At 70.3% G+C, this 25395-nt stretch carries 16 protein-coding genes and 1 rRNA gene; 9 read left to right on the top strand and 8 right to left on the bottom strand.

The features are described from left to right. The first annotated feature begins 17 nt into the window (after window positions 1–17). From IE241_RS28855 to IE241_RS28845, 3 genes are all read left to right on the top strand, one after another. Window positions 18–1448 carry a ParB N-terminal domain-containing protein gene (locus tag IE241_RS28855; RefSeq protein WP_190024806.1) on the top strand — a complete coding sequence of 477 codons (1431 nt, stop codon included), beginning with the start codon at window positions 18–20 and terminating at the stop codon, window positions 1446–1448. Then, window positions 1448–3262, top strand: coding sequence for a DEAD/DEAH box helicase (locus tag IE241_RS28850; protein ID WP_190024805.1), 1815 nt, complete (start codon window positions 1448–1450; stop codon window positions 3260–3262). Before IE241_RS28855 ends, IE241_RS28850 begins: the two co-directional genes overlap by 1 nt. Window positions 3263–3402: 140 nt before the next feature. Beyond that, complete coding sequence (locus tag IE241_RS28845) at window positions 3403–4572, top strand: DNA cytosine methyltransferase (RefSeq protein ID WP_190024804.1); 1170 nt, start codon at window positions 3403–3405, stop codon at window positions 4570–4572. Here the strand turns inward: IE241_RS28845 and IE241_RS28840 are convergent. Then, on the bottom strand, window positions 4489–4965 hold the full coding sequence (locus IE241_RS28840) for a very short patch repair endonuclease (protein ID WP_190024803.1): 477 nt from the start codon (window positions 4963–4965) through the stop codon (window positions 4489–4491). The genes IE241_RS28845 and IE241_RS28840 overlap by 84 nt on opposite strands. 821 nt (window positions 4966–5786) lie before the next feature. Here IE241_RS28840 and IE241_RS28835 point away from each other — a divergent pair. Further along, window positions 5787–6746: a hypothetical protein gene (locus tag IE241_RS28835; protein WP_190024802.1), complete on the top strand. Its 960-nt coding sequence runs from the start codon at window positions 5787–5789 to the stop codon at window positions 6744–6746. Window positions 6747–7217: 471 nt separating this feature from the next. Here IE241_RS28835 and IE241_RS28830 read toward each other — a convergent pair whose 3' ends face one another. The 4 genes from IE241_RS28830 to IE241_RS28815 form a co-directional block, all read right to left on the bottom strand. After that, complete coding sequence (locus IE241_RS28830; RefSeq protein WP_373300797.1) at window positions 7218–8570, bottom strand: PrsW family intramembrane metalloprotease; 1353 nt, start codon at window positions 8568–8570, stop codon at window positions 7218–7220. Between the two features lie 126 nt (window positions 8571–8696). Further along, window positions 8697–9533 (bottom strand): tRNA (guanosine(46)-N7)-methyltransferase TrmB, encoded by an 837-nt coding sequence (trmB, locus tag IE241_RS28825; RefSeq protein ID WP_373300796.1) that lies wholly within the window; start codon window positions 9531–9533, stop codon window positions 8697–8699. A gap of 93 nt (window positions 9534–9626) precedes the next feature. Further along, window positions 9627–10841, bottom strand: a complete 1215-nt coding sequence (lhgD, locus tag IE241_RS28820) for an L-2-hydroxyglutarate dehydrogenase (RefSeq protein ID WP_190024905.1) — start codon at window positions 10839–10841, stop codon at window positions 9627–9629. A 209-nt stretch (window positions 10842–11050) separates the two neighbouring features. Further along, entirely contained in the window at window positions 11051–12499 is a 1449-nt protein-coding gene (locus IE241_RS28815) for an NsdA family TPR-like regulatory protein (RefSeq protein ID WP_190024801.1), read from the bottom strand. Between the two features lie 748 nt (window positions 12500–13247). On the opposite strand from IE241_RS28815, the gene IE241_RS28810 reads away from it, so the two are divergent. Beyond that, entirely contained in the window at window positions 13248–15449 is a 2202-nt protein-coding gene (locus IE241_RS28810) for an asparagine synthase-related protein (protein WP_190024800.1), read from the top strand. Between the two features lie 123 nt (window positions 15450–15572). On the opposite strand, the gene IE241_RS28805 is transcribed toward IE241_RS28810, so the two are convergent. After that, window positions 15573–17663, bottom strand: a complete 2091-nt coding sequence (locus IE241_RS28805; RefSeq protein ID WP_190024799.1) for a sigma-70 family RNA polymerase sigma factor — start codon at window positions 17661–17663, stop codon at window positions 15573–15575. 286 nt (window positions 17664–17949) lie between these two features. After that, window positions 17950–18684, bottom strand: a complete 735-nt coding sequence (locus IE241_RS28800; protein ID WP_190024798.1) for a TetR/AcrR family transcriptional regulator — start codon at window positions 18682–18684, stop codon at window positions 17950–17952. Window positions 18685–19042: 358 nt separating this feature from the next. On the opposite strand from IE241_RS28800, the gene IE241_RS28795 reads away from it, so the two are divergent. Then, window positions 19043–20389 (top strand): NAD(P)/FAD-dependent oxidoreductase, encoded by a 1347-nt coding sequence (locus IE241_RS28795; protein ID WP_268254437.1) that lies wholly within the window; start codon window positions 19043–19045, stop codon window positions 20387–20389. A gap of 266 nt (window positions 20390–20655) precedes the next feature. Continuing rightward, window positions 20656–22476 carry an ATP-binding SpoIIE family protein phosphatase gene (locus tag IE241_RS28790; protein WP_190024796.1) on the top strand — a complete coding sequence of 607 codons (1821 nt, stop codon included), beginning with the start codon at window positions 20656–20658 and terminating at the stop codon, window positions 22474–22476. An 81-nt stretch (window positions 22477–22557) separates the two neighbouring features. Here the strand turns inward: IE241_RS28790 and IE241_RS28785 are convergent, their stop codons facing one another. Beyond that, window positions 22558–23847, bottom strand: coding sequence for an MFS transporter (locus tag IE241_RS28785; protein ID WP_190024795.1), 1290 nt, complete (start codon window positions 23845–23847; stop codon window positions 22558–22560). A gap of 130 nt (window positions 23848–23977) precedes the next feature. Between IE241_RS28785 and IE241_RS28780 the strand changes: the two genes are divergently transcribed. After that, a complete protein-coding gene (locus IE241_RS28780; protein ID WP_190024794.1) occupies window positions 23978–24526 on the top strand; it encodes a MarR family winged helix-turn-helix transcriptional regulator in 549 nt (182 codons plus the stop codon). A gap of 631 nt (window positions 24527–25157) precedes the next feature. Further along, a 16S ribosomal RNA gene (locus IE241_RS28775) occupies window positions 25158–25395 on the top strand; the annotation flags it as partial.

The raw sequence follows: 25395 nt of genomic DNA, 5'->3' as shown, positions 1-25395 counted from the left end.
GCGAGGGAAGGGGAACCATGCTGCGTGAATTTGCGCCGCCGCCGCGGGCGCACGAGTTCAGTGAGTTGATCAAGAAGAGGCTGGAGGAGGTGCAAAGCTCGGGTGCTACCCGGGAGTCGGTCACGATCGATCTGAACAGCCAGCCGCTGCATGTTGAGGTCATCGATCTGCCGCTCAGCGGCCTTTTCTTCAACCCCGGCACTCATCGCATCCGCGCTCAGCGCAGCCACAAGCCTGACCTTGACGAGGCGCTCGACAAGGATCCGTGGAGCGCTGAGAGTCAGGACTACCTGAAGTTCCTGCTGCAGGCCGAGCCTGCTAACCCGGACCGGCGGGACGCTGACTTCGACAAGTTGAAGGAAAGCTTGAAGGAGTTTGGCCAGAACGACCCGGGACTGGTCACCCACCACGGTGTTCTGGTTAACGGCAACACCCGCGCTGCCGCCTTGAGGGAGATCGGTGCCCAGTCCATGCGGGTGGGCGTTTTGCCGGAATCCTTCACCTGGGCAGACATCAATGCGGTCGAGCTGTCGCTGCAGCTGCGTAAGGACCACCGGCGCGACTACTCGTACATCAACCGTCTGCTGGCCATGGAGGAGCAGGCGTCGTTGGGGCGTACCCCGGATGCGATCGCCAAGGACTTCCGGATCCGTCCTGCTACGTATCACCAGGAGCGCTGGATCCTGAGCACGATCCGCGAGTTGATCGAGCGCAGCAAGAGCGGAGGAGGCGTAGCGCTGCGGCTCGTTGACTTCGAGGACGACCAGGAAAAGCTGAAGGAGCTTCACCGCATACACGAGAAGCTGGCGGCGGTCGACCGGGATCAGGCAGAGGTGCTCAAGGAGATGCGGCTAGCCGCGATTCTCCTGGGATTCTCTAAGACGGACGTCCGGCACATCGATGAGGATTTCCTCAAGAAGGACTACCTGGGGAAGACGCTGCCGGCGGATCTGAAGGCTGCAGCGGGCAGCGACGAGCCTGAGACGGTAATGGTCCCGGGCCTGGGCGTATCGGTTCCCGGGGCCACGAAGGCCGTCTCGGCCGCCCGGGCCCTCAATGACCAGATTCTGCGCGCAAAAGCCTCTGCCCGCACCGCTGTGGGCAACCTGCTGGGCTCGCAGAATGGCACCGCACAGGACCTCTTCAACCAAGCGAAGGATGCCTTCGACAGCGCGATTGACTCTGCGGGCAGGGACGCACGGGTGAGGAAGCGGAAGCAGCTTGCCCCCGCCCGGCTTGCCGACGCCTGCGCAGACATTGACCAGTGTGTAGTCGATCTCGTTCAGGCACGTGCTTCCCGGTCCCTTGACGAGGAGGCCTTCGATGAAGCGGTGGTGAAGTTCAGAGAGAGCATCCGCAAGCTCGCCCAGCAGGCAGGCCGCGGCATCGCCCACCCGGGTGACGGGGTCTCGTGGTTGCTTGAGGCCGCAGCGGTGGAGGGCTCCTGATGACGGAGGCGACCGCTCGGACCTCTCTGCGTCTTTCGTTTGATGCGACGCGCACCAAGGTCGTCCTCAGGACGACTGATGAGTATCGCGAAGACCTGGTTCAGCTGGCGGCCCGTTTCCCTACGGGCGGCCAGCTCGGCCCCCTGTCCGTTTCAGTAGGCCTGGATGACCTGCTGGCCGACCTCAATGCAGTCAGCACCTGGCCTCATCACACCGGAGTGGAGTGGGATCCCGAGCTCCGGGATCTGGTGCTTGGTGTCCTCCAGGACGCTGAGGCAGTGCAAAGGCGGCTGGTCGCTCCTGAGCAGGCACCGGAGGTCTCGCCGGACGACGTGCCTGAAATCCTGGGGCACGACTGGCAGGCTGAACTGAATGCCTTCCAGCGGCGTGATATCGCCAAACTGCTGTCACTCCAGCACGGTGCGAACTTCAGTGTCCCTGGTGCCGGCAAGACCCGCGTGGCGCTTGCGGTGTATGCCGCACAGAAGGCTCAGGGGAAGGCGCGCAGACTGCTCGTCGTCTGCCCGAAGTCAGCCTATGAGTCCTGGGAGTACGAGACTGGAGCCTGCTTCGTAAATGCGCTGCGCCCGTGGTTTCCCGATCGGTCGCTTGACCCGTTCGCCGAAGTCCTGATCGTTAACTACGAGCGCCTGGACCGCTCGCTGGGCATGCTTGCTGCCTGGCTCCAGGCTGCCCCGTCCATGATTATTTTGGATGAGGCGCACCGTATGAAGCTGGGTGCCCGTGGAACTTATGGAGCGGCCTGTATGGCGCTCGGCCCCCTCGCTAAGCGAAGACTGATCCTGACGGGTACGCCTGCTCCCAACGGCTCCAAGGACCTGGAGAACCTGCTGGGCTTTGTCTGGCCTGGCCACGGTCAGCGGTCCGTGGTTCAGGCCGTGGCGGGAGGCGACCTCCGTCATGCCAGCACCGTCCTGCGGCCGCTCTTCACCAGGACCACTAAGCAGGAACTCGGACTGCCTCCCATGGACGTCCGTGTGCGGTATGTGGACATGCCGGATCTCCACGCCGAGATCTATAACTCGGTGAAAAACGGGATGAGTGACGGGGCGCGTGATGACCTCAGCACGCTCGGCAAGACCGCGCTCCGTCTGCTCATGGCTGCGACGAGTCCGGCACTCCTCCTTGAGGGAGCTACCCGCTACGAGCCCCTGGCCTACCAGCTGCCCCCGCTGGAGATTCCGCAGAGTGACTCATTGTTCACATTGTTGCAGGATCTCCCTGACTATGAGCTGTCCCCTAAGTACAAAGAGGCCATTGCCATCGTCGCCGCAAACGCGGCGCAGGGACGCAAGACTCTGGTCTGGACGACGTTCGTGCGGAGCCTGACGACGCTGGCGAAGCTTCTGGAGAAGTACGCCCCGGCCATGGTGTACGGAGGGACCCCCGATCGCGACGAGGAGCTCCGGCGCTTCCGGGAAGACCCGAGCTGCATGGTCCTGATCTCCAACCCGGCGACGCTGGGTGAGGGCATCAGCCTGCATCACGTGTGCCACGACGCTGTCTACGTGGACAGGGACTTCATGGCTGGCCGTTTCTTGCAAAGCCTGGACCGCATCCACCGACTTGGCCTGCGTCCTGATACGGAAACGAGGGTCACCGTCCTCGCCGCCCGTAACACGATCGATGGGGTAGTCGAAGCGAGGCTTGACCAGAAGCTTGAGTTCATGGGCAAGATCCTCGACGACCCTTCCGTCCAGCAGCTCTCTGACCTGCAGGAAGAGCCGTCGGTGGCCGCTGGGCTTGCCTCGGACGACATCGCAGCTCTGCTGCAGCACATGGGCATGAGTTAGCCGCAAGGTACAAGTTCTGGACCTGCTGGAGGTGGCGAACGTCTGAGCTGGGAGACTCCTGGGTGGGAGATAGCTGTTGCTTGGCGCTGTCTCTGCGAAACTTGAGCAACTGCTTACATCGCACTCAGGAGGAGCCAGCCGTGACCGCCGGCACAGAACATACCCAGCCGTTGACCTCGATCGAGATCTGCGCTGGTGCCGGCGGACAGGCTGTCGGCCTGCACAACGCCGGTTTCCGCCACCTTGCGCTCCTGGAGATCGACAAGTTTGCGTGCAAGACGCTGCGCACGAATGTGCGTGATCACCCGGATTGGACGGGCTGTGAGGTTGTTGAGGGTGACGTTGTTGACGTCAACCCTTTCACCCACGAGCAGCTCTCGAAGTTTGCTCTGAAGCCTGGAGAGCTGGACCTTCTTGCCGGTGGAGTGCCCTGCCCGCCGTTCTCTGTCGCTGGTCGGCAGCTGGGGGAGGACGACGAGCGTGACCTTTTCCCCAGGATGCTGCAGCTGGTGAATCAGCTCCGCCCGAAGGCGGTGATGATCGAGAACGTCAAGGGGATCCTGGAGGCGAAGTTCGAGGACTACCGCAGCCGGATCGTCGCAGAGCTGGAAGGGTACGGCTACGACTTCTGCGGCTGGGAGCTGATTGAAGCCTGCCGTTATGGGGTTCCGCAGCTCAGGCCTCGGGCCATCCTTGTCATGATCGCCAAGGAGTTCACCGCTGATGTGAAGTTTGAGTGGCCTGTAGGCGATGACAACGTCTTCACTGTGGCGGAGGCTCTCGACCAAACTATGAGCGAGCGGTGCCAGCCCTACGGGGCCAGGGGGCAGGCCGTGCTCGACAAGTGGCGGGATGACGTCAAGGGACGCGGCGTGGCCCCGACTCTCGTTGGTGGGTCCAAGAAGCATGGCGGAGCTGATCTTGGGCCTAGCCGGGCAAAGGCTGCGTGGGGTGAGCTGGGTATCGATGGCATGGGCGTAGCCAACGACCCTGATAGGTGTGATCCTGACCGGGATCTCTTCAGGGAGAACGGTCCGATGCTCACGGTTGAGCAGGCTGCCATCATCCAGGGATTCCCGCGGGACTGGCACTTTGAAGGCGGGAAGACGGCCCGGTACCGCCAGGTGGGCAACGCTTTCCCGCCGCCGGTTGCCGAAGCGGTAGGAAGGGCTATCGCCGCTGTCCTCCGTCCTGAGGGCAGCCAGGCCGCGGCCGTCGCGCAGGATCTAGTCCCCGTTGCCCGGCAAGAGGCCGAGTTCAGCCCGGCGTCGGCGGACCGTGTCAGCGATCTTGAGGCTGCAGGCGTCTGAGGATTCGTGCTCCCAGAAGCGGAGCACGAGCCAGCCCGCCTCAACGAGGCGCTCGTCCGTGTCCCGGTCGCGGGCCATGTTGCGGGCGACCTTGTCGGACCAGTAGCCGGCGTTGACCCGGGGCGCCAGGTAGTGCTCCGGGCAGCCGTGCCAGTAGCAGCCGTCGATGAAGACGGCGACCTTCGCCGGGCGGAAGACGAGGTCTGCCGTGCGGCGAAGGTCTGGCAAGGGCCGCGCGTGAAGGCGATAGCGGAGGCCCTGGGCATGGACGAGGCGGCGGATCAGCTGCTCGGGCTTGGTGTCCTTGTTGCGGATCGCCTGCATGTTGCGGCGCCGGGCCGCCGATGAGGCCCAGGAGCCTTCCGGGGGCGTCCACTCGGTGTCTTCGGGCACGTTTCAGAGGGTAGTGCCCATCTGGAGGCTGGCGATCCGGTGTGCCCTTGTGGCGGCGATGCCGCCGAGGGCCAAACGACCTCTGCCAGGACAGCGAATGTGCTGGTCAGAAGGGGATTAGCCCCGGTCTGAGGGGCCCTGCGGACAGGAGAGCTGCCGCCGAGGCTCCTGGCGCCCGCGACAGCCCACGGGCAGCTTCGGGCGGCGGCCGCGCACAGCGGCATACGTGGCGGGGTAAGCCGCCAGCCGCGCTTTCGTCGTTGCGCGCGTCAGTGAGGCTGGTAGCGAGGGGACAGGCAGGGGCTTGGCCCGGTGGGGGCGCTCCGCTCAGCTCGCCGCCATCGTGGCACCGCGTCCGGCCGCCCGTTCCCCGGCGAGCGGGCCCTGCCGGTTGACATATCGCTCCGTCACTCACATTCCTAGGCGATTGTCCGCCTCATTCGCTCTTGAGTCGTAGGAGCCGATTGTGCCCCGGATTCCGGTCAAGGGTTGAGGGGGTTGTTTCCTCCCGATGCTCCGGGCGCAGTCGAGAGGCCTTGGCGGCCCGGGGTGGCTGGATGACCCGTCAAGTGCACTAAGTGGCACCGCAGTTACGCCAGGCAAAGCCGTGGCGGTGGCGTAGCGCTTCTCACTGGGCGGCCGACCGTTCTGGGTGCGAATGTTCGTTTTAGGTGTGCGTCAGAAATATGACGTGGATCTATTTGTGAGCCTTTGCATTCGCATGTGTGCTGCATCTAGTTTCTAGATCGCTAACGCTCAGCCATCATCCGTCACGGAACGGATTGTCAATGGCTTGCGACGTCGAGAGCTTGGAGTAGCTTGTGCGTACCGCCCGGAGATCTCCTGTCCGCTCCGTCATATCCGGCCTGTCGCTTGCGACAGCCCTTGCCCTGCTCGGTGCTGCGGCGCCCGCCTACGCGGATGGTTCCTCGACCGGCAAGGCTGTGCACGCGGCCTCGGTCGTTGAGAAGGCCACCGGCACCGGGGACGTTGCTCCCTCGGTGAGCTCGCCTGAGGCGGCCGCGAAGGCCACGACCGGTACTGCGGCGGGTAGCGTCACTGTCGTCGCTCCGCGCGCCTCCACGGGAGACGTCAAGGCTACTGCCTCTGACGGCAGTTCCCTTGGCCTGAAGCTCACGGGAACCAAGGACGTGACGGGCGTCAAGGCTGGTTCGGGCACCGTTGTGTACTCCGAGGTGGCCAAGTCCACCGACCTGGCGGTCCAGCCCACCACCGACGGCGGCGCTCGCACCCTGGTCACGCTCAAGGACGGCTCGGCTTCCACCGAGCAGCGATTCGCCGTCAACCTGCCCGAGGGCGCCCGGCTCATCCCCGATGGCAACGGCGGATACGGAGTCATCAAGTCCGCCGACGGCGGCGCCACCATGACGGTGGGGGCCATCGAGGCTCCGTGGGCCAAGGATGCTCATGGCAAGCCGGTGGCGACCAGCTACAAGCTCGACGGAAACCAGCTCGTCCAGCATGTTGAGATCAACAAGGGCACCGCGTTCCCGGTCGTGGCCGACCCCAAGATCACCTGGGGTAACGTCACCGGCACGGCTTACTTCACGAAGTCCGAGACGAAGAACATCGCCATTTACGGCGCAACTGCCGCCCTGTCCGTGGGCCTTCTGCCGCCGCCTCTGAATGTTCTGTACCAGGTCAACGCCGCCCTCGTCACCGCAAAGGCAGCTGAGGCGCGGTCCGACGACTACTGCCTGAAGATCAAGTTCGCGGCCGGAATCTTTGTGCCCGGCGTCTACAGCAACGGCTGCAACTGACTATGTCTGTGCCGCCATGCCACCATGGCGGAAGGCGGTAGCGGGAGGGACATCCAGTGAACTGGTGGCTGTGGGCATCGATCGCAGCGTTCTGCATGACGATCCTGGGTACGGATGTGTACCTGACCCGTCACGGAGTACCTAGCCGCTCAGCGCGGCTAGGAGCGTATGCGGACACACCTGCGCTCTTCGTAGGCGTCCTAACAGTGGTACTCGCCCAGTTGGCCGCCAGCCGTTCGGAGTCCGCAGATATCTGGGTATGGACCTCAGCTGTGTTCTGGGGACTGAGCACCGCCGGAATCGTGCACCTTGTGCGGATCGGTCGGCGACCGACAGCGCATTCGTCCAATCGGTGACGGAAGTTGCGCACCTGACAATGGCCAGGGGCCTGATCCTTTCTCGGATCAGGCCCCTGGCCTCTGTGCCGGGACTCTCATCGCCTGCATCGTCCAGGCGAGTCCAGGAAGTTCGTCAGCGGTACTGACCCGGCCCCTGGGGCCAGCCGGGGTTATGCCCTGGCCACGGCCCCTGCGGCATCGGTATGAACGGCCGGGGCAGTGTCGCCGAGGCCTGGGTGAGGGCCGGTTGGGCTATGTGTTTGCGGGTCCAGAGGTGGTGGAGGAGTTCTTGTTCGCGGGCTGTGAAGTCCGGGCCCGCCGTGCCTCGGTGGGCGCGTTGGCGGAGGAAGGCCAGGGACGTGGCGAACGAGATGTACTCGGCCACGGTGCGGGCCGCCGTCGGGCCGCCGGTGCGGCGGGCCACGTCGCGGGCTATGCCGCGGGCGCGCATCGAGGAGAGGGCGAGGGGCTCGGGCGGGGTGAGCCAGCCGGCGGCCTGGTAGGCCGGGAGGAAGGTGCGTATGGTGCGCAGCTCGTTCTGGCGGGACCAGATGGCGAGCCAGGTCAGGACGCCGAAGACGGGCACCATGAACAGGGCGTAGACCGCGAGGAAGGCCAGGGGAGACAGGCTGGCCGAGCCGTTCCAGACCGCGTGCAGGACCATCGCCGTGAGCAGGCCCGCGAAGGGTATGAGGATGCGGGTGACCTTGCGGCGCGGGGCCAGGGTGGCTGCGATGCCGAAGCCCAGGCCCGTCATCGTGGTGAAGAGCGGGTGGGCGAACGGCGACATCAGGACCCGCATGAAGAACGTCGCCGCCGTGGCCGCAGGCACTCCCTCGTGGCCGAAGCTCTGGTCGGTGGCGAAGGCGTTGCCCAGGTAGAGGATGTTCTCGGTGAACGCGAAACCCGTGGCCGTGATGCCCGCGACCACCACGCCGTCGACGGTGTTGTTGAAGTCCCGGCGGCGGAAGAGGTAGAGCAGCAGGACCGCGGCCGCCTTGCCGGTCTCCTCCACCACGGGCGCGACGAACGTCGCCCCCCACTTGTCGGCCTCCGGGCGCTTCGCGAGGTCGACGGAGCTGACCAGCCACTCCGTGGCGTAGCCGTTCGCGATGATGGCCATCAGGGTGGCCGCGCACGCGCCCCAAGCGAAGGCGAAGACGAGGTTGCGCCAGGGCTTGGGCTCGACCCGGTCCATCCAGCGGAACGCCGCCACCAGCAGCGGCACGGGCAGTACGGCGAGGCCGAGCCCCACCAGGAACCCCTCGGTGCCCGTCTGCTCCCGCACCAGGGCGAGGATGACCAGGCCGCACAGGGCCAGGAGCAGGATCAGCGCGCCGGCGCGCACCGCCTTGTTGTCCCACAGGGCGCGGCGCGGCTTGTAGCGCCAGCCCGCGGGGGCGGGCATCGCGGAGAAGTTCGGCTGCTGCCCGGAGGCGGGCACCGGCCCGGCCGTCGGCTGCTGGTGGGGTGGGGACTCATGCACCCGATGACCCTAACCAAGGGATGACCGGGCGACCCCGCTATTCCGGGGGTCGGTTTCCCCGGCGGCAGGCCGGCACGTTCCCCGGTCCGGCGGGCCGGCGCGGGGCCGGTACGGAACCGGGACGCGTCAGTGTGCCCTGCGGCGGAACAGCAGGTCGTGGACCACGTGCCCCTTGTCCAGGCCCTGACCCTCGAAGCGCGTCAGCGGACGGAACTCCGGCCGCGGTGCGAAGCCGCCGTCCGCCTGGGTGTTCTCGAAGTCCGGCGCCGCGGAGAGCACCTCCAGCATCTGCTCCGCATACGGCTCCCAGTCCGTGGCGCAGTGCAGGAGGGCGCCCGGGGCCAGGCGCGTGGCCGCCAGCTCCAGGAACTCCGGCTGGATCAGCCGGCGCTTGTGGTGCCGCTTCTTGGGCCACGGGTCCGGGAAGTAGACGCGCAGGCCGGCCAGCGAGTCCGGGGTGAGCATCTCGCGCAGCAGGATGATCGCGTCGCCGTTGGCGACCCGGACGTTGTTCAGGCCGTTCCGCTCGGCGAGGCCGAGGAGATTGCCCTGCCCGGGGGTGTGCACGTCGCAGGCGAGGATGCCGGTGCCGGGGTCGGCCGCCGCCATCTCGGCCGTGGCCTCGCCCATGCCGAAGCCGATCTCCAGCACGACGGGCAGCTCGGGGTCGCCGAAGAGCTCGCCGAGATCCAGCTTGCTCAGGCCGTCGATGTCGAGGCCCCACTTGGGCCACAGACGGCGCAGGGCCTCGCCCTGGCCGGTCGTGACCCGGCTGCGGCGCGGCTGGAACGAGCGGATGCGCCGCTCGTGGTGCGAGCCCGCCGGGTCCGGCGCCGGACCGTCGGGGAACATCGGCTCACGGCGGCCGCGGGTCTGCTGCGCAGGGGCCGGCACGGTGGCCGCTTCGGCGGCCGGAGCGGCGGCCGAAGCGGGGGCTGAGGGGGAGGCGTGGTTCTCGGACACAGTCCCTCAATTCTACGGGCGTGCCGAAACTGACCGCGGGGTTGCGGTTTCTGCAGGTCAGAGGGGATTGCCGGCTCTGAGGGCTTCCCCGGGTCAGAGAGCTTCCATCGCCCGCAGCGCCCTCCGGGCCACCTCCCGCCCGATCGGCAGCGCCGCCGTCGCCGCCGGGGACGGCGCATTCAGCACGTGCACCATCCGCGGGGACTCCGCGAACAGGAAGTCGTCCACGAGGGTCCCGTCCCGCAGCACCGCCTGCGCCCGCACGCCCGACGGGGCCGGTATCAGATCCTCCGCCGTCACCTCCGGCAGCAGCCTGCGGGCCGCCTCCGTGAAGACGCGCTTGGACAGCGAGCGCCGCACCTCCCCCGCCCCGTACCGCCAGTGGCGGCGGGCGAGCTGCCAGGAGCCGGGCCAGGCGACCGTCCCGGCCAGCTCGCCGGGGCGCAGCGTCAGCCGGCCGTAGCCCTCGCGGGCAAGGGCCGGGACCGCGTTCGGCCCCAGGTGGACCGAGCCGTCGATGCCGCGCGTGAGATGGACGCCCAGGAACGGGAAGGCCGGGTCCGGCACCGGATAGACGAGGCCGCGCACCAGATCCGTACGCCCCGGGGCCAGCTCGAAGTACTCCCCGCGGAACGGCACGATCCGTACGCCCGGATCATCGCCCGCCAGCCGCGCCACGCGGTCGCTGTGCAACCCCGCGCAATTGACCAGCGCACGGGCGCGCAGCACCTCGCCCAGCCCCGTGCGCACCGCGACCGCCGCACCGCGCCGCCCGATCGCCTGCACCTGCGCCCCGTACCGCACGGAGGCTCCCGCGTCCTCCGCCAGGCCGGCCAGGCAGCGCGCCACCGCGCTGTAGTCGCACACGCCCGTCGAACCGACGTGGATGGCCCCCGTGCCGCGGACATGCGGCTCGTACTCGGCTATCTGGGCGGGGCCGAGCTCGCGCACCGGCACGCCGTTCTCCCGGCCGCGCTGAACCAGGGAGTGCAGGCGCGGCAGCTCCGCATGATCCGTGGCCACGATCAGCTTGCCGGTGATCTCGTGCGGCAGGCCGTGCTCGGCGCAGAACTTCACCATCTCCGCCGCGCCCTGCACCGCGAACCGCGCCTTGAACGAACCCGGCCGGTAATAGATCCCGCTGTGGATCACTCCGCTGTTGCGCCCGGTCTGGTGGAGCGCGGGGCCCGGCTCCTTCTCCAGCACCACGACGCGCACACCCGGCCGGGCGCGCGTGATCGCAAAGGCCGTCGACATGCCCACGATGCCGCCGCCGACCACCAGCACATCGCAGTCGTACGCCCTCACCACGTCACCTCCCCGCGCCCGCCGGCACACCCGCGACCGGGCCTCCGGCTCCCCTCGGCGCCTCACCCACGCTCCCCATCATGACCTGCGCCACTGACAACCGGTCGAAACCCAGGTCAGGGAGGGGACCCCAGGGAAGTGATCACAGGGGCCTCAGGAAAGTGATCACACGCTCACGCCGTAGGCCACACTCACGCCGACGACCCCGCTCACGCCAGCGACACCAGCAGCGGCCGCGCCCGCTCCCGCAGCTCCATCACCCGCGGCTCGTCCCCGTACGGCTCCAGCCGGTGCAGCAGATCGCGGACGTACTCCGTCGTGCGCGCCGAGGAGATCCGGCCCGCCACCTCCACGGCCCGCGTGCCGGCCGCGCACGCCGCGTCCAGGTTGCCCGACTCCAGCTCGGCGACCGCGGAGACCACGAGCCGCAGCCCGTGCGAGCGGACGAACTCCTCCGTCGGCCGGGCCAGCGCCTGCTCGGTGAAGCGCTGCACCTGCCGCGGCATGCGCAGGTCGCGGTAGCACTCGGCGGCATCCGCCGCGAACCGCTCGTGGCTGTAGAAGTCCAGCCACGACGGGTCGGGATCGCCCGTGCGCGCCCGCTCCAGCCAGCCCTCGGCGGCCTTCAGCGCGGCACCGCACGCCGGTGCGTCCCCGGCCTTCGCCTGGGCGCGCGCCTCGACCAGGCGGAAGAAGCTCATGGTGCGGGCGGTGGCCAGGCCGCGGTTGCGCTCGAGGGCGGCCTGCGCCAGGTCGACGCCCTCGTCGGCGAAGCCCCGGTAGGTGGCCTGCAGGCTCATCGAGGCCAGCACATAGCCGCCCAGCGGTACGTCGGCGGCCGCGCGGGCGAGCCGCAGGGCCTGGATGTAGTAGCGCTGCGCGGCCTCCTGCTGGCCCGTGTCGAAGGCCATCCAGCCGGCCAGCCGGGTCAGTTCGGCGGTGGCGCCGAACAGCGAACGGCCCACCTCGTCGCTGTACGAACCGAGCAGCAGGGGCGCCGCATCGACCCGCAGGCACTCGGGGACCATCGACGAACGCCAGTCGCCCCCGCCGTATTTGGAGTCCCAGCGGCGGGCGTCCTCCGCGGCCTCCCGCAGCTTGCTGACGTCACTGTGGCCCACGCGCTGCGGTATGGCCCCGTCCGGGCCGCCCGAGCCCTCGGCCTCCCTGGCCGCCGTGTGGGCCTCGCGCGCGACCGAGCTGTCGGCGGGGGTTATCAGCCATCGGGACGCGGGCGTGGCGTAGGCGCTGACGGAGAAGGATCCGGCCAGGCTCTGCCAGATGCCGCCGCCTCCTCGCCGACCGGCGAGATCCAGCCTGTACAGCTCCGTCGCGGATCGCACGGCCTGGCCGACATCGCGCGGAAAGGAGAGCCCCACCTCCGGGGCCGGATCCGCATCCGCGAGGCCGATCTCGTGCAGCGGGACGGGCCGGCCGAGCTTGCCGGCGATCGCCGCGGCGATCAGATGGGGCGCCGCTCCCTGGGGCACCATGCCCTTGGAGACCCAGCGCGCGACGGACGTCTTGTCATAGCGAAGCGTCAATCCGCGCTGCGCACCGAGGTCGTTGACCCTGCGCGCGAGACCGGCGTTGCTGATCCCGGCGAGGGCGAGGACGGTGCCGAGCTTCTCGTTCGGCCCGCGTGGCTCCCTGGACATGCGCACCCCTCGACGACGCGACGCCCGCCCCGGCATAGGCGCGGGGCATTCGTAAACCCAGCGTAGTTCCCCGCATCCCGACCGTTAAGAGGTGGTGTCCCGGATGGCGAGATTCTGGTCCGTGCGGACGTGCACCGAGGGGCACGTGCTCCGGTTGTGTGTGGCTGTGCGCCCGCCGTGCGCTCTGTCCACGCCATCCGGCGAGCGCTTCCATGGGAGTTGCGTGGGTTGGCCCGCTGCCTGGATCCAGTGGGCTGGGGGAAGCCGCCGCCTCATTCCCCGCGGGCGGCGGACCGGTCCGGGAGGCGGCTGACCGCCTCCCGGACCGTGACACGCGGGTCGAAGCACTGGGTGAGTGCGCCCCCATGAACCCGCTGTGCCGAGTTTGGCCGGATACTGCCGCCCGGAAGCGGGCCTGTGGCCGTCCGGAAGCACGCTCTTGGCGCGCCGCACGCGCGCGTGGAGGTCTCATGCCTCCCTACGTGACAGCATGGCGGTTGCGCGCATCCGGCTTGGCGGCGCGCCATTTCGCCCCGCAATCCAGCGAGTTGGGGTGAAAGGCGCGACCGATGTGTTGCCTCTTTCGTGGTGGTCTCGTTGTGGCAACCGGTGGCCTCCTGTGCATGATGACTGCGGATGGCGGCGCTTGATGGCCGCCCAGCCTGTATTCGCGGTGCTCGGTCGGTTGTTCACGGCGGTCGTTTGCGTCGGTTGTCCACGTCGGTTGTCCACAGCCTGTGGAGGCGTCATGCGCTGGGTGGTGGGGTGGAGCAGCACCCCCTCGGGGAACGTGCGACAGCGTGCCGAACCCCCCGGCAGCTACGGCGGTTACGGCGGACACGGTGATCACGACCGATACGGTGATCACGGCGGTTACGACGACCTCGACGCCCCGACCGTCCACCCCGTAGGCGCCCGGCTCCTGTGGGGCGACCCGGCGCCCCTGTGGGCCGTGGGCGACTGGCGCCCCGACGAGGTCCGCGTCGTCCAGCTGGACCCCCTCACCCGCCTCGCCGTCCTCGGCCGCTGCGGTGCCGGCGACGAGCAACTGCGCGCCGGGCTCGTCGCCGCCCGCGGAGGCGCCCTGCGGCACCTGACGGCCTGGCCCGGCAGCTACACCGCCGTCGCCCAGGTGGGTCGCCGCACCACGGTCGTCGGCGACCTCGCGGGCGCCCGGCCCGTCTTCCACACCGCCTGGGCCGGCGGCACCGCCTACGCCACCGCCGCCCTGCCCCTCGCCGACCTCATCGAGGCCCAGCTCGACATCGGCCACCTCGCCGCCCTCCTCGCCTGCCCCGACTCCCCGGAGGCCCTCGGCGACGGCACGCCCTACAGGGGCGTACGGCGCGTGCCGCCCGGACACGCCCTCGTGCTGCGCGACGGCAGCCGCGACATCATCGGCTACGAACCCACGGCGTCGCTGGCCGTCTCCGCCCCCCAGCTCCAGCCCGAAAAGGCCGTCGACGGCATAAGAAGCGCCCTCGTCGAGGCCGTACGGACGCGGCTCGCCGCCCCCCGGCACGCCCCCGACCACGGCTTCGGCGGGCTCGACCCCGGGCCCGTGCCCGGCATGGGCCCCGCCCACCGCCGCGCCGCACGCGGCGGCCCCGCCCCCGGCATCGGCGCCGACCTCTCCGGCGGCAGCGCCTCCGCCACCCTGGCCCTCCTCGCCGCAGGCCTGCCCGGGATGCCCGGCACACCCCTGGGCCACGGCACCGGCGGCGGCGAGCGGCTGCTCGCCGTCACCTTCAACGACCTCGTCACCGACGACAACCGCGTCCGCGAGGCCGAGCTCGAACGGGCCCACGCCATCGCGGCCAACCCCCGGCTGCGGCACATCGTCGTCGCCGCGGGCGAGGAGGCCCTGCCCTACGCGGACCTCGCCGGCGGCCCCCTGACCGACGAACCGGGCCCCGCGCTCGTCACCGCCGAACGCCACCGGCACCGGCTGGCCGTGGGCGGCGCGGACCACCTCGTCGGGCACGGCGCCCGCCAGGTGCTCGACGCCCACCCGGCGCGCCTGGCCGACCTCCTGATGGACCGCCGGCGGCGCCACCTGCTGCGGCCCGTCTCCGCGCTCGCCCGCGCCGACAGAACCGCCGCGCAGGCCCTCTTCATCCCCTTCACCGTCTACCGGGCGGCCCGCCGACTGGCCCGTACGTCCTACCGGGAGGGCATGGAGGCGGCCGCCGGGCAGCTACGGGCCACGGCCTTCCCCGTCGTCGACGACACGCCGGGCCCGGCCCTCCCCGCCGACGTGGGCGGGGCCGTCGACGCCTCCCTCGCCGCCCTCACCTGGTGCCGGCCCGGCCCCGCCGCCCGCTGGCTCACGGGTGAAGCTCTGGCCGAAGTATCGGTTCGGCTGCAGGCCGCGGCCGTCCGGCCCCAAGGCCTCGCCCAGCGCCCCGGCGAACGCCGCGCGGCCGCCGCCCTGGCCCGGCACGCCGCCGACCACCGCGTCTTCGAACAGGCCGCCGAGGTCCGCAGCCAGCGCCTCCACGCCCCCTTCCTCGACAATGAGGTCGTACGGGCCTGCCGCGCCCTCCCCGAGGCGCTCCGGGTGCAACCGGGGGCGCGCGCCTCGGTACTGCGCGCGGTCCTCGCCGGGGCCGGCGTCCGCGAACTCCCGCCCGGCTGGGGCGCCACCTCGCACGCGGCCCACGCCGCGGCCGTACGCGCAGGGCTGCGCGCCTCCGCCGGCCCCCTGCTGGAGCTCTTCGACGCACCGCTCCTCGCCGACGCAGGCCTCGTCGAGGCCCGGGTCGTCAGAGCCGCCCTGCACGGGGCCGCGAACGGCCGTGCGCTGCCCCTGGACGGCCTCGCGGAGCTGGTCTCCACCGAGGTGTGGCTACGGCGGCTGCTGGCCCGCCGCGGCACCTGCTGGACGGGCTCGGCGGCACCGCGCCAGCGGGCGGTGGCGGGAGGGGTGGCACCAGGCCCGGTCCTGTGACGGATACAGGGGTATGGGGGTACGGAGCTACCGGGACACGGGGATCCGGAGCCGCAGGGATACAGCGCCGTCTCTGGCGTACGGGGGCCGGTTAGTCGCTTACCTGCTTACCTGCTTACCTGCTTACCCGCAGGAGATCCGTGACTGTGCCCAGTCCGACACCGCCACCCACCCCATGCCGCGCCGCGGATGCACCACCAGCCGGACGCTGCGGTATCCCGAGAGCGGCACATGCACCGGCACCGCCGCCTCCCCGCCCTGCACCACGCCGGACCGCCACAAGGGCACCCCGTCGCCGTAGACGGAGAACCCCGCGGCGCCCAGGCCCGCGGACATGTCGTCGACCCCCACGAGTGCGTCGAAGGCCGTACAGGCCCGGTTCAGGTCGATGGTCACGGCCGAGGGCGCGTGCACGCTCACGCCGTGCCCGTACGTGACCCCGCCGACCCGCAGGCCGTACCGCTGCCACAGCCAGCTGTGCACGCCCAGCCGAACCTCCGGCCCGGTGCCGTCGCCCACGCCCACGTAGGCCAGCTGGTTCAGCCGGTACACGGCGGGCGGCAGGGGAGGAGGCGAAGGGGTGGGAGAGGGGGAGGGCGACGGGGACGGCGAGGGTGACGGCCTGCGAACGGGAGGCGCGGAAGCCAGCGGCGAAGGCTTCGGCCGCGGCTTCGGCGCAGAGACGCGGACCGGGGGAGCGGGCGCCGGAGTGGTGCGAACGTCCTGTGGCGATACGGAGGCCTTCACCCTGGGCGTCGGTGCCGGCTTCACCGCCGAGGGTGAGGTCGAGGGCGAAGCCGAGGGTGAAGGAGTCGGCGTCGGCGCAGGGCCGGGGGCGTGACGCGGCGACGGCGAAGGCGCCACGGGGGCGGCGCTGACCTTGGCCTGCGGTGGCCGGGCCGGCGCGGGGGAGTGCCCCATCAGGGCGTACGCGACGGCGGCACCCGCCGCGGCCACGACGCCGCCGATGATGCCCAGCTTCGCGGGCGCCCCCAGCCCCTCGCTCGCAGCGGCCCCTCCGGAGCCGCCGCCCGACGCACCGCCCGACGCGCCACCGGAGGCACCGCCCGCACCGGCACCCGCACTGGAACCGGCCCCGGATCCCGCACTCGCCCCGGCCCCCGAGCTCGCCCCGGCGCCGGCCCCCGCCGAACCCCCGCTCGCGGCAGCCACTCCCGCCCCCGCGGCCGTCCCCGCCCCGGCCGCACCGGCAGCGAGACCCGCGGCGGCCTTGGCCGAGAACCCGGCGGCGAACCAGCCGATGACCGCCACCGGCAGCAGCGCCCGCAGCCGCTCATTGACATCGGCGACCTCCATGGCCGCCGTACGGCACCGGGCGCAGGCCTCCAGGTGCTTGCGCAGCCCCCGCTCGGCCCGCATCCGCAGCCCGCCCCGGGCATACGCCCCGAGCCGGTCGGCAAAGCGCGCGCAGTCGCCGCCCGCCGTCAGCGAAGTGCTCACATGCGCCTGGAGGTACGCCTGCTTCAGGCCTTCGCGTGCCCGGTGCGCCAGCACCGCCGTCGCGTTGGCCGTCAGCCCCAGCAGCGGCGCGACCTCGCTCGGCGACTCCTCCTCGACCGTGGTGTGCCACAGCACCGTCTGCCACCGCGGCGGCAGACTGCGGAACGCCTGCACGGCCAGCGAATGCTCGGCTTCCTGCATGGCCAGCACATCCGCGCCCGGTCCGAGCCCCTCCCCGCCCCCTGCGGCAGGCAGCCGCGCGGCCGCCGAGGCGAAGTCCGCGAAGTCCTCCACCAGCTGCTCGCGCTTGGCGGTCTTCCCCCAGGTGGCCGCGACCCGCCGCACCGTGGTCAGCAGATAGGCGCGCACCGACGACTCCGGCCCCGCCCCGCCCCGCACGGCCTGCAGGGTGCAGGCGAAGACCTCATTGGTGAGGTCTTCGGCGGTGTGGTTGTCGCGGCAGCACGTACGGGCATAGCGGCGCACCGCGGGGGCGTGGCGGCGGTAGAGCTCCTCGTAGGCATCGCTCTCGCCGGCCCGCATCCGGGCCACCAGCTGGGTGTCGGTCAGGGGCGCATCGGCGTCGGCGTCCGTCCGGCGGTGCTTGCGCCTGCGCTGCCGGGGCACGCTCGGACCGGCGCCGCCGGCCGGCTGCCCGGCTGGTGCGGAACGGCCCTCCTCGGAGGCCCGGGGCAAGGACGGTCTGTCCGCCTTCTCGCTCCCGCTCGGTTCTTCCTGCCCGTCAACACCCATAGCGCAGGCCCCTGTACATGCCGGCACACCCGAACACCGGGACAGCGTGGCACAGTGGCGCCCGTCACCAGCACGGCATGGGCATCAACCACTCGTCCGGGGCGACTTCGGTTGCATGAAGCACTGGATGTCACCCGAACGGGGAAGGAATTCCGGATGCGCCCGATCCGCATGGAGAGCCGAACCGGGCGCGCCCGTCACACAAAGACCTGCTCTGCAGGCAACGGCCTACTCCGTAGGGCAACGGCCCACTCGGTAGGCGACGACCTGCTCTGCAGGTGACGGCCTACTCGGAGGGCCGGGACCGCAGCCCCTCCAGCAGGATGTCCAGCAGCCGCGAGGACGCCGCCGCCTGCTGCACCGCATCCGGCAGCGACGGCGCGGCCGTCGCTATCACCAGCAGCACATCGGCCACGGTCACGTCCGGACGCAGCTGTCCTGCCGCCCGCGCCCGCTCCACGAGCCGCCCGACGACCTCGAGCAGCGCCGCCGCACCGGCGTCGTGCCGCTCCGCGGAGGCGGCCGGCCGCTGCTCGACCAGCCGCAGCTCATGCAGCTGGCCGCCGGTGGCGCCCGGCTGCCGCTGCTGCGGCACGCGCGCCTCGATCTCCTCGGATTCCCCGTCGACGCCGACCCGCAGGACCTGCGGCGGCAGCAGCCGACCCGCGCCCGAGGCCACCGACGTGCGCAGGAAGCGCGACAGCGCCGACCACGGCTCGTCCTCCTGGCCCAGCGCCGTGCGGGCCTGCTCGGTCAGCCGTGCGGTCTCCTCCTCGGCTATCCGCCGGACGAGGACGTCCTTGCTGGGGAAGCGGCGGTAGACCGTCCCCACGCCGACGCGGGCGCGGCGCGCCACATCCTCCATCGGCGCCCCGTAGCCCAGCTCGCCGAAGACCTCGCGGGCCGCACGCAGCACGTGCTCGAGATTGCGCTGGGCGTCCACGCGCAGAGGCGTGCTGCGGCCACCGCCCGCTTCCGACGGCGCGACAGCGGTCGACCAATGAGAGCCCTGAATATGCATATGTGTTCCCCCGGTTATGACGTCTCCCCCCGGAGACTCCCCGCCCTGACTGCCGGGGCACGTCTCTGACACCCCGACGGAGTACGAACATAGTTGAGCCCAGGTCAAGAAAGAAGGGGTAGTTCCGCACCGGCCACCCCCGATTGGAGTACAGGCCCCCTCCGCACTGATTCTGCACCACCCCGCAACCCCACCGCAGCCACCCTGACCTGCGCACCTGTCTCTCGAACCGGTGCACCCCCTCGGAGGGATCAGCTCCGCCGCCCGGTCATACATTTCGCACGGCCTGTGGACAAACTCCTGCCGGGGGTGCGTCATGGGGAGGGAGCTGTGCTCGAGGACTGAAGGAGTGGCCTTGGTGAAGGAACCGGCGCGCATTCTGGTGGTCGGCGGCGGCTACGTCGGGATGTACACCGCGCTGCGGCTGCAGCGGAAGCTCAGGCGTGGCGAGGCGACCGTCATCGTGGTCGACCCCGAGCCCTACATGACGTACCAGCCCTTCCTCCCCGAGGCCGCGGCCGGCTCCATCTCGCCCCGCCACGTCGTCGTCCCGCTGCGCCGCACCCTCGACAAGTGCCAGGTCGTCATCGGCGAGGTGAAGTCCGTCGACCACGCCAAGCGCACCGCCGCCATCACCACCCTCGCCTCCCACGAGGAGGGCACCGGCGCCGTGCAGATCCGCTACGACGAGCTGATCCTCGCGCCGGGCTCCGTCTCCCGCACGCTGCCCGTCCCCGGCCTCGCCGACTACGGCATCGGCTTCAAGACCGTCGAGGAGGCCATCGGCCTGCGCAACCACGTCCTCGAACAGATGGACATCGCCTCCTCCACCCGCGACCCCGCCGTCCGCGATGCGGCCCTCACCTTCGTCTTCGTCGGCGGCGGCTACGCGGGCGTGGAAGCCCTCGCCGAACTGGAGGACATGGCCCGCTACGCCGCCCGGTACTACCACAACCTCGAACCCGACGACCTGAAGTTCGTCCTGGTCGAGGCCACCGGGCGCATCCTCCCCGAGGTCGGCGAGGAGATGGGCGCCTACGCCCTGCGCGAGCTGCGCGGCCGCAACATCGACGTTCGCCTCGACACCCGACTGGACTCCTGCGCGGACCGCATCGCCGTCCTCAGCGACGGCTCCCGCTTCCCCACTCGAACGCTCGTCTGGACCGCGGGAGTCAAGGCCCACCCCGTCCTCGCGGCCACCGACCTCCCCCTCAACGGCCGCGGCCGCCTCAAGTGCACCCCCACCCTCGGCGTGGACGGCGTCGAACACGCCTGGGGCGCCGGCGACGCGGCGGCCGTCCCCGACCTCACCGCCGACGACCCCGAGACCACCGTCTGCGCCCCCAACGCCCAGCACGCCGTCCGCCAGGCCAAGGTCCTCGCCCACAACGTCCTCGCCTCCCTGCGCGGCAAGCCGCTCAAGGACTACCGGCACAAGTACGTCGGCTCCGTGGCCTCCCTGGGCCTCCACAAGGGCGTCGCGCACGTCTACGGCAGGAAGCTCAAGGGCTACCCCGCCTGGTTCATGCACCGCGCCTACCACCTCAGCAGGATCCCCACCTTCAACCGCAAGGCCCGCGTCCTCGCCGAGTGGACCCTCACCGGGCTCTTCAAGCGCGAGATCGTCTCCCTCGGCTCGCTCGAAAACCCCCGGGCCGAATTCGAACTCGCCGCCGACACCGGACGTCACCCGGAAGCGAGTTGAAGCAGGTCATGGGCCCTGTGGCGGAGCCGGGAACTCCCCCGAAGAGGCCGACGTCTGACGGATGTCAGTCCGGTCGGCCACACTGGTCGTGTGACCATGGGTGGGCTCGTACCTGCGAAGAGTAACAATTACGAGGATTCGGACGTTTGCTGCATTCCCCCGGGGGCAGTCCCCCGCACCGACGACCGCGGCCCCGCGCCGGGCACGCGGACCGGCCACACCACGTCGCCGAGCTGCTCCGGAACGACTCCGCGAGGTAATCCTCTGTGAACTTCACCCGCTGGAGCGCCCGGCTCCCCGGCACACAGCGCCGAGCCGCGGCGCGCGCCGACCGCAAGGACCGCACCGCCGCCCCCGCACAGCCCGCGCCCACGGCGGGCGGCTCCGTGCCCGCCGCCCGCGCCGAGGCCACCCCGGCCCCCGCCCCCGCACCGGACGGCCCCGTCCCCACCCTCGACGGGCTCTCCGTCCACGACACGCTCGGCAAGGTCCCGGCCCTCGTCGCCGTCGTCTACGGCCCCGAGCACCGCATCGCCTACGTCAACGACGCCTACGCCGCCCTCTTCGGCGCCCGCAGCCCCGGAGCGCCCGCCCGCGAAGCCCTCCCCGAGCTCACCGAGCTCGGCCTGCTCCCCCTCATGGACCAGGTCCTGCGCAGCGGCAGGCCCCGCACGGTCAAGTCCCGCCGCGTCACGGCCGACGTCAACGCCGCGATGAACCTCGCCACCGGCCCGTCCGCCACCACCCCCGCCGTGAGCGACACCACCCCCGCGGCCGACGTCCCCCACCAGGCCGCAGCCCCCGCCGCCGACCCCGACAGCCGCCCCCGCAGCGGCTACTACACCTTCACCTGCTCCCCGATCGAAGTCGGCGCCACCGAAGCCAAACAGCCCGGCGTCCTCGTCTTCGCCGCGGACGTCACCGACCAGATCGAAGCCGCCGAGCGGCTGCGCGCCAGCGAGCGCCGCCAGCGCGAGGCCGCCGTCACCCTCCAGCGCAGCCTCCTCCCGCAAGAGCTCGAACAGCCCGACGACCTGCGCGTCGCCGCCACCTACCAGCCCGGCGGCAAGGACACCGCCGTAGGCGGCGACTGGTACGACGTCATCACCCTCGGCGCCGGCCGCACCGCCCTCGTCATCGGCGACGTCATGGGCCGCGGAGTGCGCGCCGCCGCCGTCATGGGCCAGCTCCGCACCGCCGTCCGCGCCTACGCCCGCCTCGACCTGCCGCCCCACGAGGTCCTCCAGCTCCTCGACGGCCTCGCCAGCGAAATCGACGCCACCCAGATCGCCACCTGCATCTACGCCGTCCACGACCCCAACGAGGGCCGCCTGGTCTACGCCTCCGCAGGCCACCTCCCGATCCTCGTCCGCGACCCCGACGGCACGGTCCGCCGCGCCGCCGAACCCACCGGCCCGCCGCTGGGCACCGGCGGCTGGATGCACACCTCCGGCACCATGCCGCTGGGCCCCGGCTCCAGCGCCGTCCTCTACACGGACGGCCTCGTCGAGCGCCGCACCGAGGACATCGACGAGGGCGTCGCCGCCCTGGAGCGCGCCTTCGCCGGCGCCACCGGCTCACCCCAGGTCATGTGCGACCGCCTGATCCGCGCCCTCGGCGTGACCGCCGACCACGACGACGACGTCGCCGTCCTCGTCCTCCAGCACCCCGCCCGCACCGGCCATGACGCAGAGCTCTTCCACAACGCCGCCCTGGAGCTCCTCGGCGGAATCGAAGCAGCACCCCGCGCCCGCGCCTTCGCCTCCGGCGTCCTCGTCAGCTGGCGCTTCCCGACCGAGCTGCGCGACCTGGGCGTCCTGGCCGCCAGCGAGCTCGTGGCCAACTCCCTCCAGCACGGCACACCCCCCATGCGGCTGCGCCTGCGCCGCACCGACCGCCGGCTGATCATCGAGGTCACCGACGGCGACGACCACCTGCCGCGACGCCGCCGCGCCGAGCCGGCCGACGAGGCGGGGCGCGGCATCTCGATCATCGCCACCATCGCCTCCTCCTGGGGATCCCGGCGCACACCGGGCGGCGGGAAGGCCGTGTGGTGCGAGTTCGCCTTGCCGGCGGGGCACGGGTGACGCAAGAGAGGGAGGGCGCCTGGGGCGCCCTCCCTCTCCTCTTACCTCTTTATATGCACCTCTTATAAGGAGGCGCGTGCGTCAGGCGTGGACCGCCGTGCGCTCCTCCGCCGCCTGGACGCGGCGCTGTGCCTTCGCCAGCAGCGGGTTGTCCTGCGCCGGGGTGAGCCGGCGGCCCAGGCGCAGCGCCAGGGCGGTGATCGCCAGGGAGCATGCGATCACCATGACGATGTACGCCACGTACAGACCGCCACCGGCCATCAGACCGCCCACGGACGGGCCGATCGCCAGAGCAAGCTGCTTCACGAGCGCGAAGGCCGAGTTGTACTGACCGACCAGCCGGGCCGGCGCCAGATCCGCCACCAGCGGGGCGACCGTCGGCGACAGCATCGACTCACCGATACCGAAGAGGGCGTACGTGGAGATCAGCAGCGCGGTCGCCACCCCGTGCGCCCCCGGAACGAGACCCGAGACCCCCGCGGCCACCCACGCAACGGTCCAGATGAGACCCACGAGCGCGATGACCCGGCTGCGCCGGTGCCCCTCGACCAGCTTCAGCACGACGAACTGCGCCAGCACGATGGCCGCGGTGTTCGCAGCGAGTGCGATGCCGAGCGTCGCAGGCGAGATCCGGGTGACCTCGACCGCGAAGGCCGCCAGGCCCGACTCGAACTGTCCGTAGCAGGCAAAGAACATCACGAAGCCCAGAACACACAGCTGCACCATGGCCCGGTCGCCCAGCAGCGTCCGCCAGCCGCCCTTGGCGCCCTCGTCCGTCGGCACCGCGTCCTCGACCTTGGGCGCCTTCGGCAGCCGCACCGTCGCCACGGCGGCACCCAGCACCAGGAACATCACCGACTCGATCGCGAAGAGCCGCACGAAGCTCGACGGGTCCGAGGTGTCCACGATCTGCCCGCCGAGCAGACCACCGAGGCCGAGACCCAGGTTGTTCAGGAAGAACTGCATCGCGAAGGCACGAGAGCGGGTCGCCGGCGTCGAGCACCACACGATCATCGTGGCCAGCGTGGGCTGGATCACCGCGATACCCGCACCCAGCGCGGCGGCCGCGGCGAAGACCAGCGCCGCGCTGTCCGCCAGCCCCAGCCCCATCGACCCGACGGCGGCGGAGACCGTACCAGCGACGGCAACAGGCAGCGGACCCCGCCGGTCGATCACACGGCCGACGAAGGGCAGCACGACGAGCGCGGATACGGCGAACGTCATGAGCACCATGCCTGCGGTGCCTGCTCCGAGGCCCCGTACCTGAGACACATAGATGAACAGGAACGGGACGGTGAAGCCGCTGCCGAACGCACTCAGGGCGTTCCCCAGCTGGATCCGGCGCAGAGCTGCGCCCATCGCGGTGGTCACACTCACCTTCCTAGGTCGAGGTTGAGAGGCGGGACTGTCCAGGTCTGAAGACTTCAACAGTAAAGTTCGAAGCTAAAGAGTACATGGCGAAGGGCTTTAGTGCGAATCAGTTCGTGTCATACTGCCGGGCATGGCTGACACCCCCGGCGCCTCCGAGCCGAGCCTCGACGAACAGATCGCCGCCTACCAGCGCGAGTTTCAGGACCTCGACCCCCAGGTGGAGAAGGTCGTCTCGGCGCTCAGCCGCCTCAACCGGCGGATGCACGTCGCCTACGGACGCCAGACCGCCGAGCTCGGCATCAGCAACGCCGAGTGGGAGGTCCTCAAGGCCCTCGTGCTGGCCGGCGCCCCCTACCACCTGGGCCCCGGCGACCTCGCGAAGCGACTGGGCCTCACCCCCGCCGCCATGACCCACCGCATCGACCGCATGGTCGCGGAGGGCCTCGTGACCCGGGAGCGCGACGAGAGCAACCGCGTCCGCGTCATCGTCGGCATTACGGAAGAAGGCCGCGGCAAGTGGCTGGAGGCCATGCGCATGGCCACGGTCTTCGAGGAGGAGCTCCTCCAGGACCTCTCCGGCGAGGAGCGCGGCCGACTCGGCGAGATGCTGACCCGGCTGCTGCGCCGGGTGGAGGACGCCCAGCCGGACGCCGGCGGGCGGCTCAGCGACCTCGACTGAGGGGCCCGACGGGGGTGGGTGAGGGGCCGGGCGAGGGGCCGGGCAGGGGCTGGTCCAGACCGTTTGACACGCCCCTGGGGCATGAGTAGTGTTCTCCGAGTTGTCACGGAGCCATGACGGTTCTGAGACGGCCACTCGAGCCGCACCGGCGGCAATCACCACTGCACGGCCCCTGAACGGGATGGATTTCGGCCTGCCGAAATTCGGACTGTGAAGGCCTCGGACTCCGATTAGGAGTCACCGGGGAAATCCGCTAAAGTAGTGATCACGCCGGAAGGCGCGAAACACCCCGCTCCAACAGGGGGCCGGAAACGGAATTCGGACCGGAAACGGAACGGAAAACGGATCTGGTAAGGTTGGAAACAACGAAGGGAAGCGCCCGGAGGAAAGCCCGAGAGGGTGAGTACAAAGGAAGCGTCCGTTCCTTGAGAACTCAACAGCGTGCCAAAAGTCAACGCCAGACTATAAAATACCCCGTCCTCGGCCTTCTGGCTGGGACGCGGTTCCTTTGAAAGTCCTGCCGGTCCTTCGGGATCGTCAGGCAACACACAGCGAGGACGCTGTGAACGACCGGGATTATTCCTCCTGGTCGTTCCGCTCAACGCGAGTGTCACCCGATTACGGGTAAACATTCACGGAGAGTTTGATCCTGGCTCAGGACGAACGCTGGCGGCGTGCTTAACACATGCAAGTCGAACGATGAAGCCCTTCGGGGTGGATTAGTGGCGAACGGGTGAGTAACACGTGGGCAATCTGCCCTGCACTCTGGGACAAGCCCTGGAAACGGGGTCTAATACCGGATACGACCGCTGACCGCATGGTTGGTGGTGGAAAGCTCCGGCGGTGCAGGATGAGCCCGCGGCCTATCA

Origin of the sequence: Streptomyces hiroshimensis (assembly GCF_014650335.1) — a bacterium.
Classification (GTDB): Bacteria; Actinomycetota; Actinomycetes; order Streptomycetales; family Streptomycetaceae; genus Streptomyces; species Streptomyces hiroshimensis.
The sequence above is the reverse complement of the archived record's forward strand: the minus strand, read 5'-3'. Positions and strand labels throughout refer to the sequence as shown.

Coding starts and splice junctions, on each gene's coding strand:
- IE241_RS28855 (WP_190024806.1), top strand. CDS start 18: ATGCTGCGTGAATTTGCGCCGCCGCCGCGGGCGCACGAGTTCAGTGAG.
- IE241_RS28850 (WP_190024805.1), top strand. CDS start 1,448: ATGACGGAGGCGACCGCTCGGACCTCTCTGCGTCTTTCGTTTGATGCG.
- IE241_RS28815 (WP_190024801.1), bottom strand. CDS start 12,499: ATGTCCAGGGAGCCACGCGGGCCGAACGAGAAGCTCGGCACCGTCCTC.
- IE241_RS28810 (WP_190024800.1), top strand. CDS start 13,248: ATGCGCTGGGTGGTGGGGTGGAGCAGCACCCCCTCGGGGAACGTGCGA.
- IE241_RS28805 (WP_190024799.1), bottom strand. CDS start 17,663: ATGGGTGTTGACGGGCAGGAAGAACCGAGCGGGAGCGAGAAGGCGGAC.
- IE241_RS28800 (WP_190024798.1), bottom strand. CDS start 18,684: ATGCATATTCAGGGCTCTCATTGGTCGACCGCTGTCGCGCCGTCGGAA.
- IE241_RS28780 (WP_190024794.1), top strand. CDS start 23,978: ATGGCTGACACCCCCGGCGCCTCCGAGCCGAGCCTCGACGAACAGATC.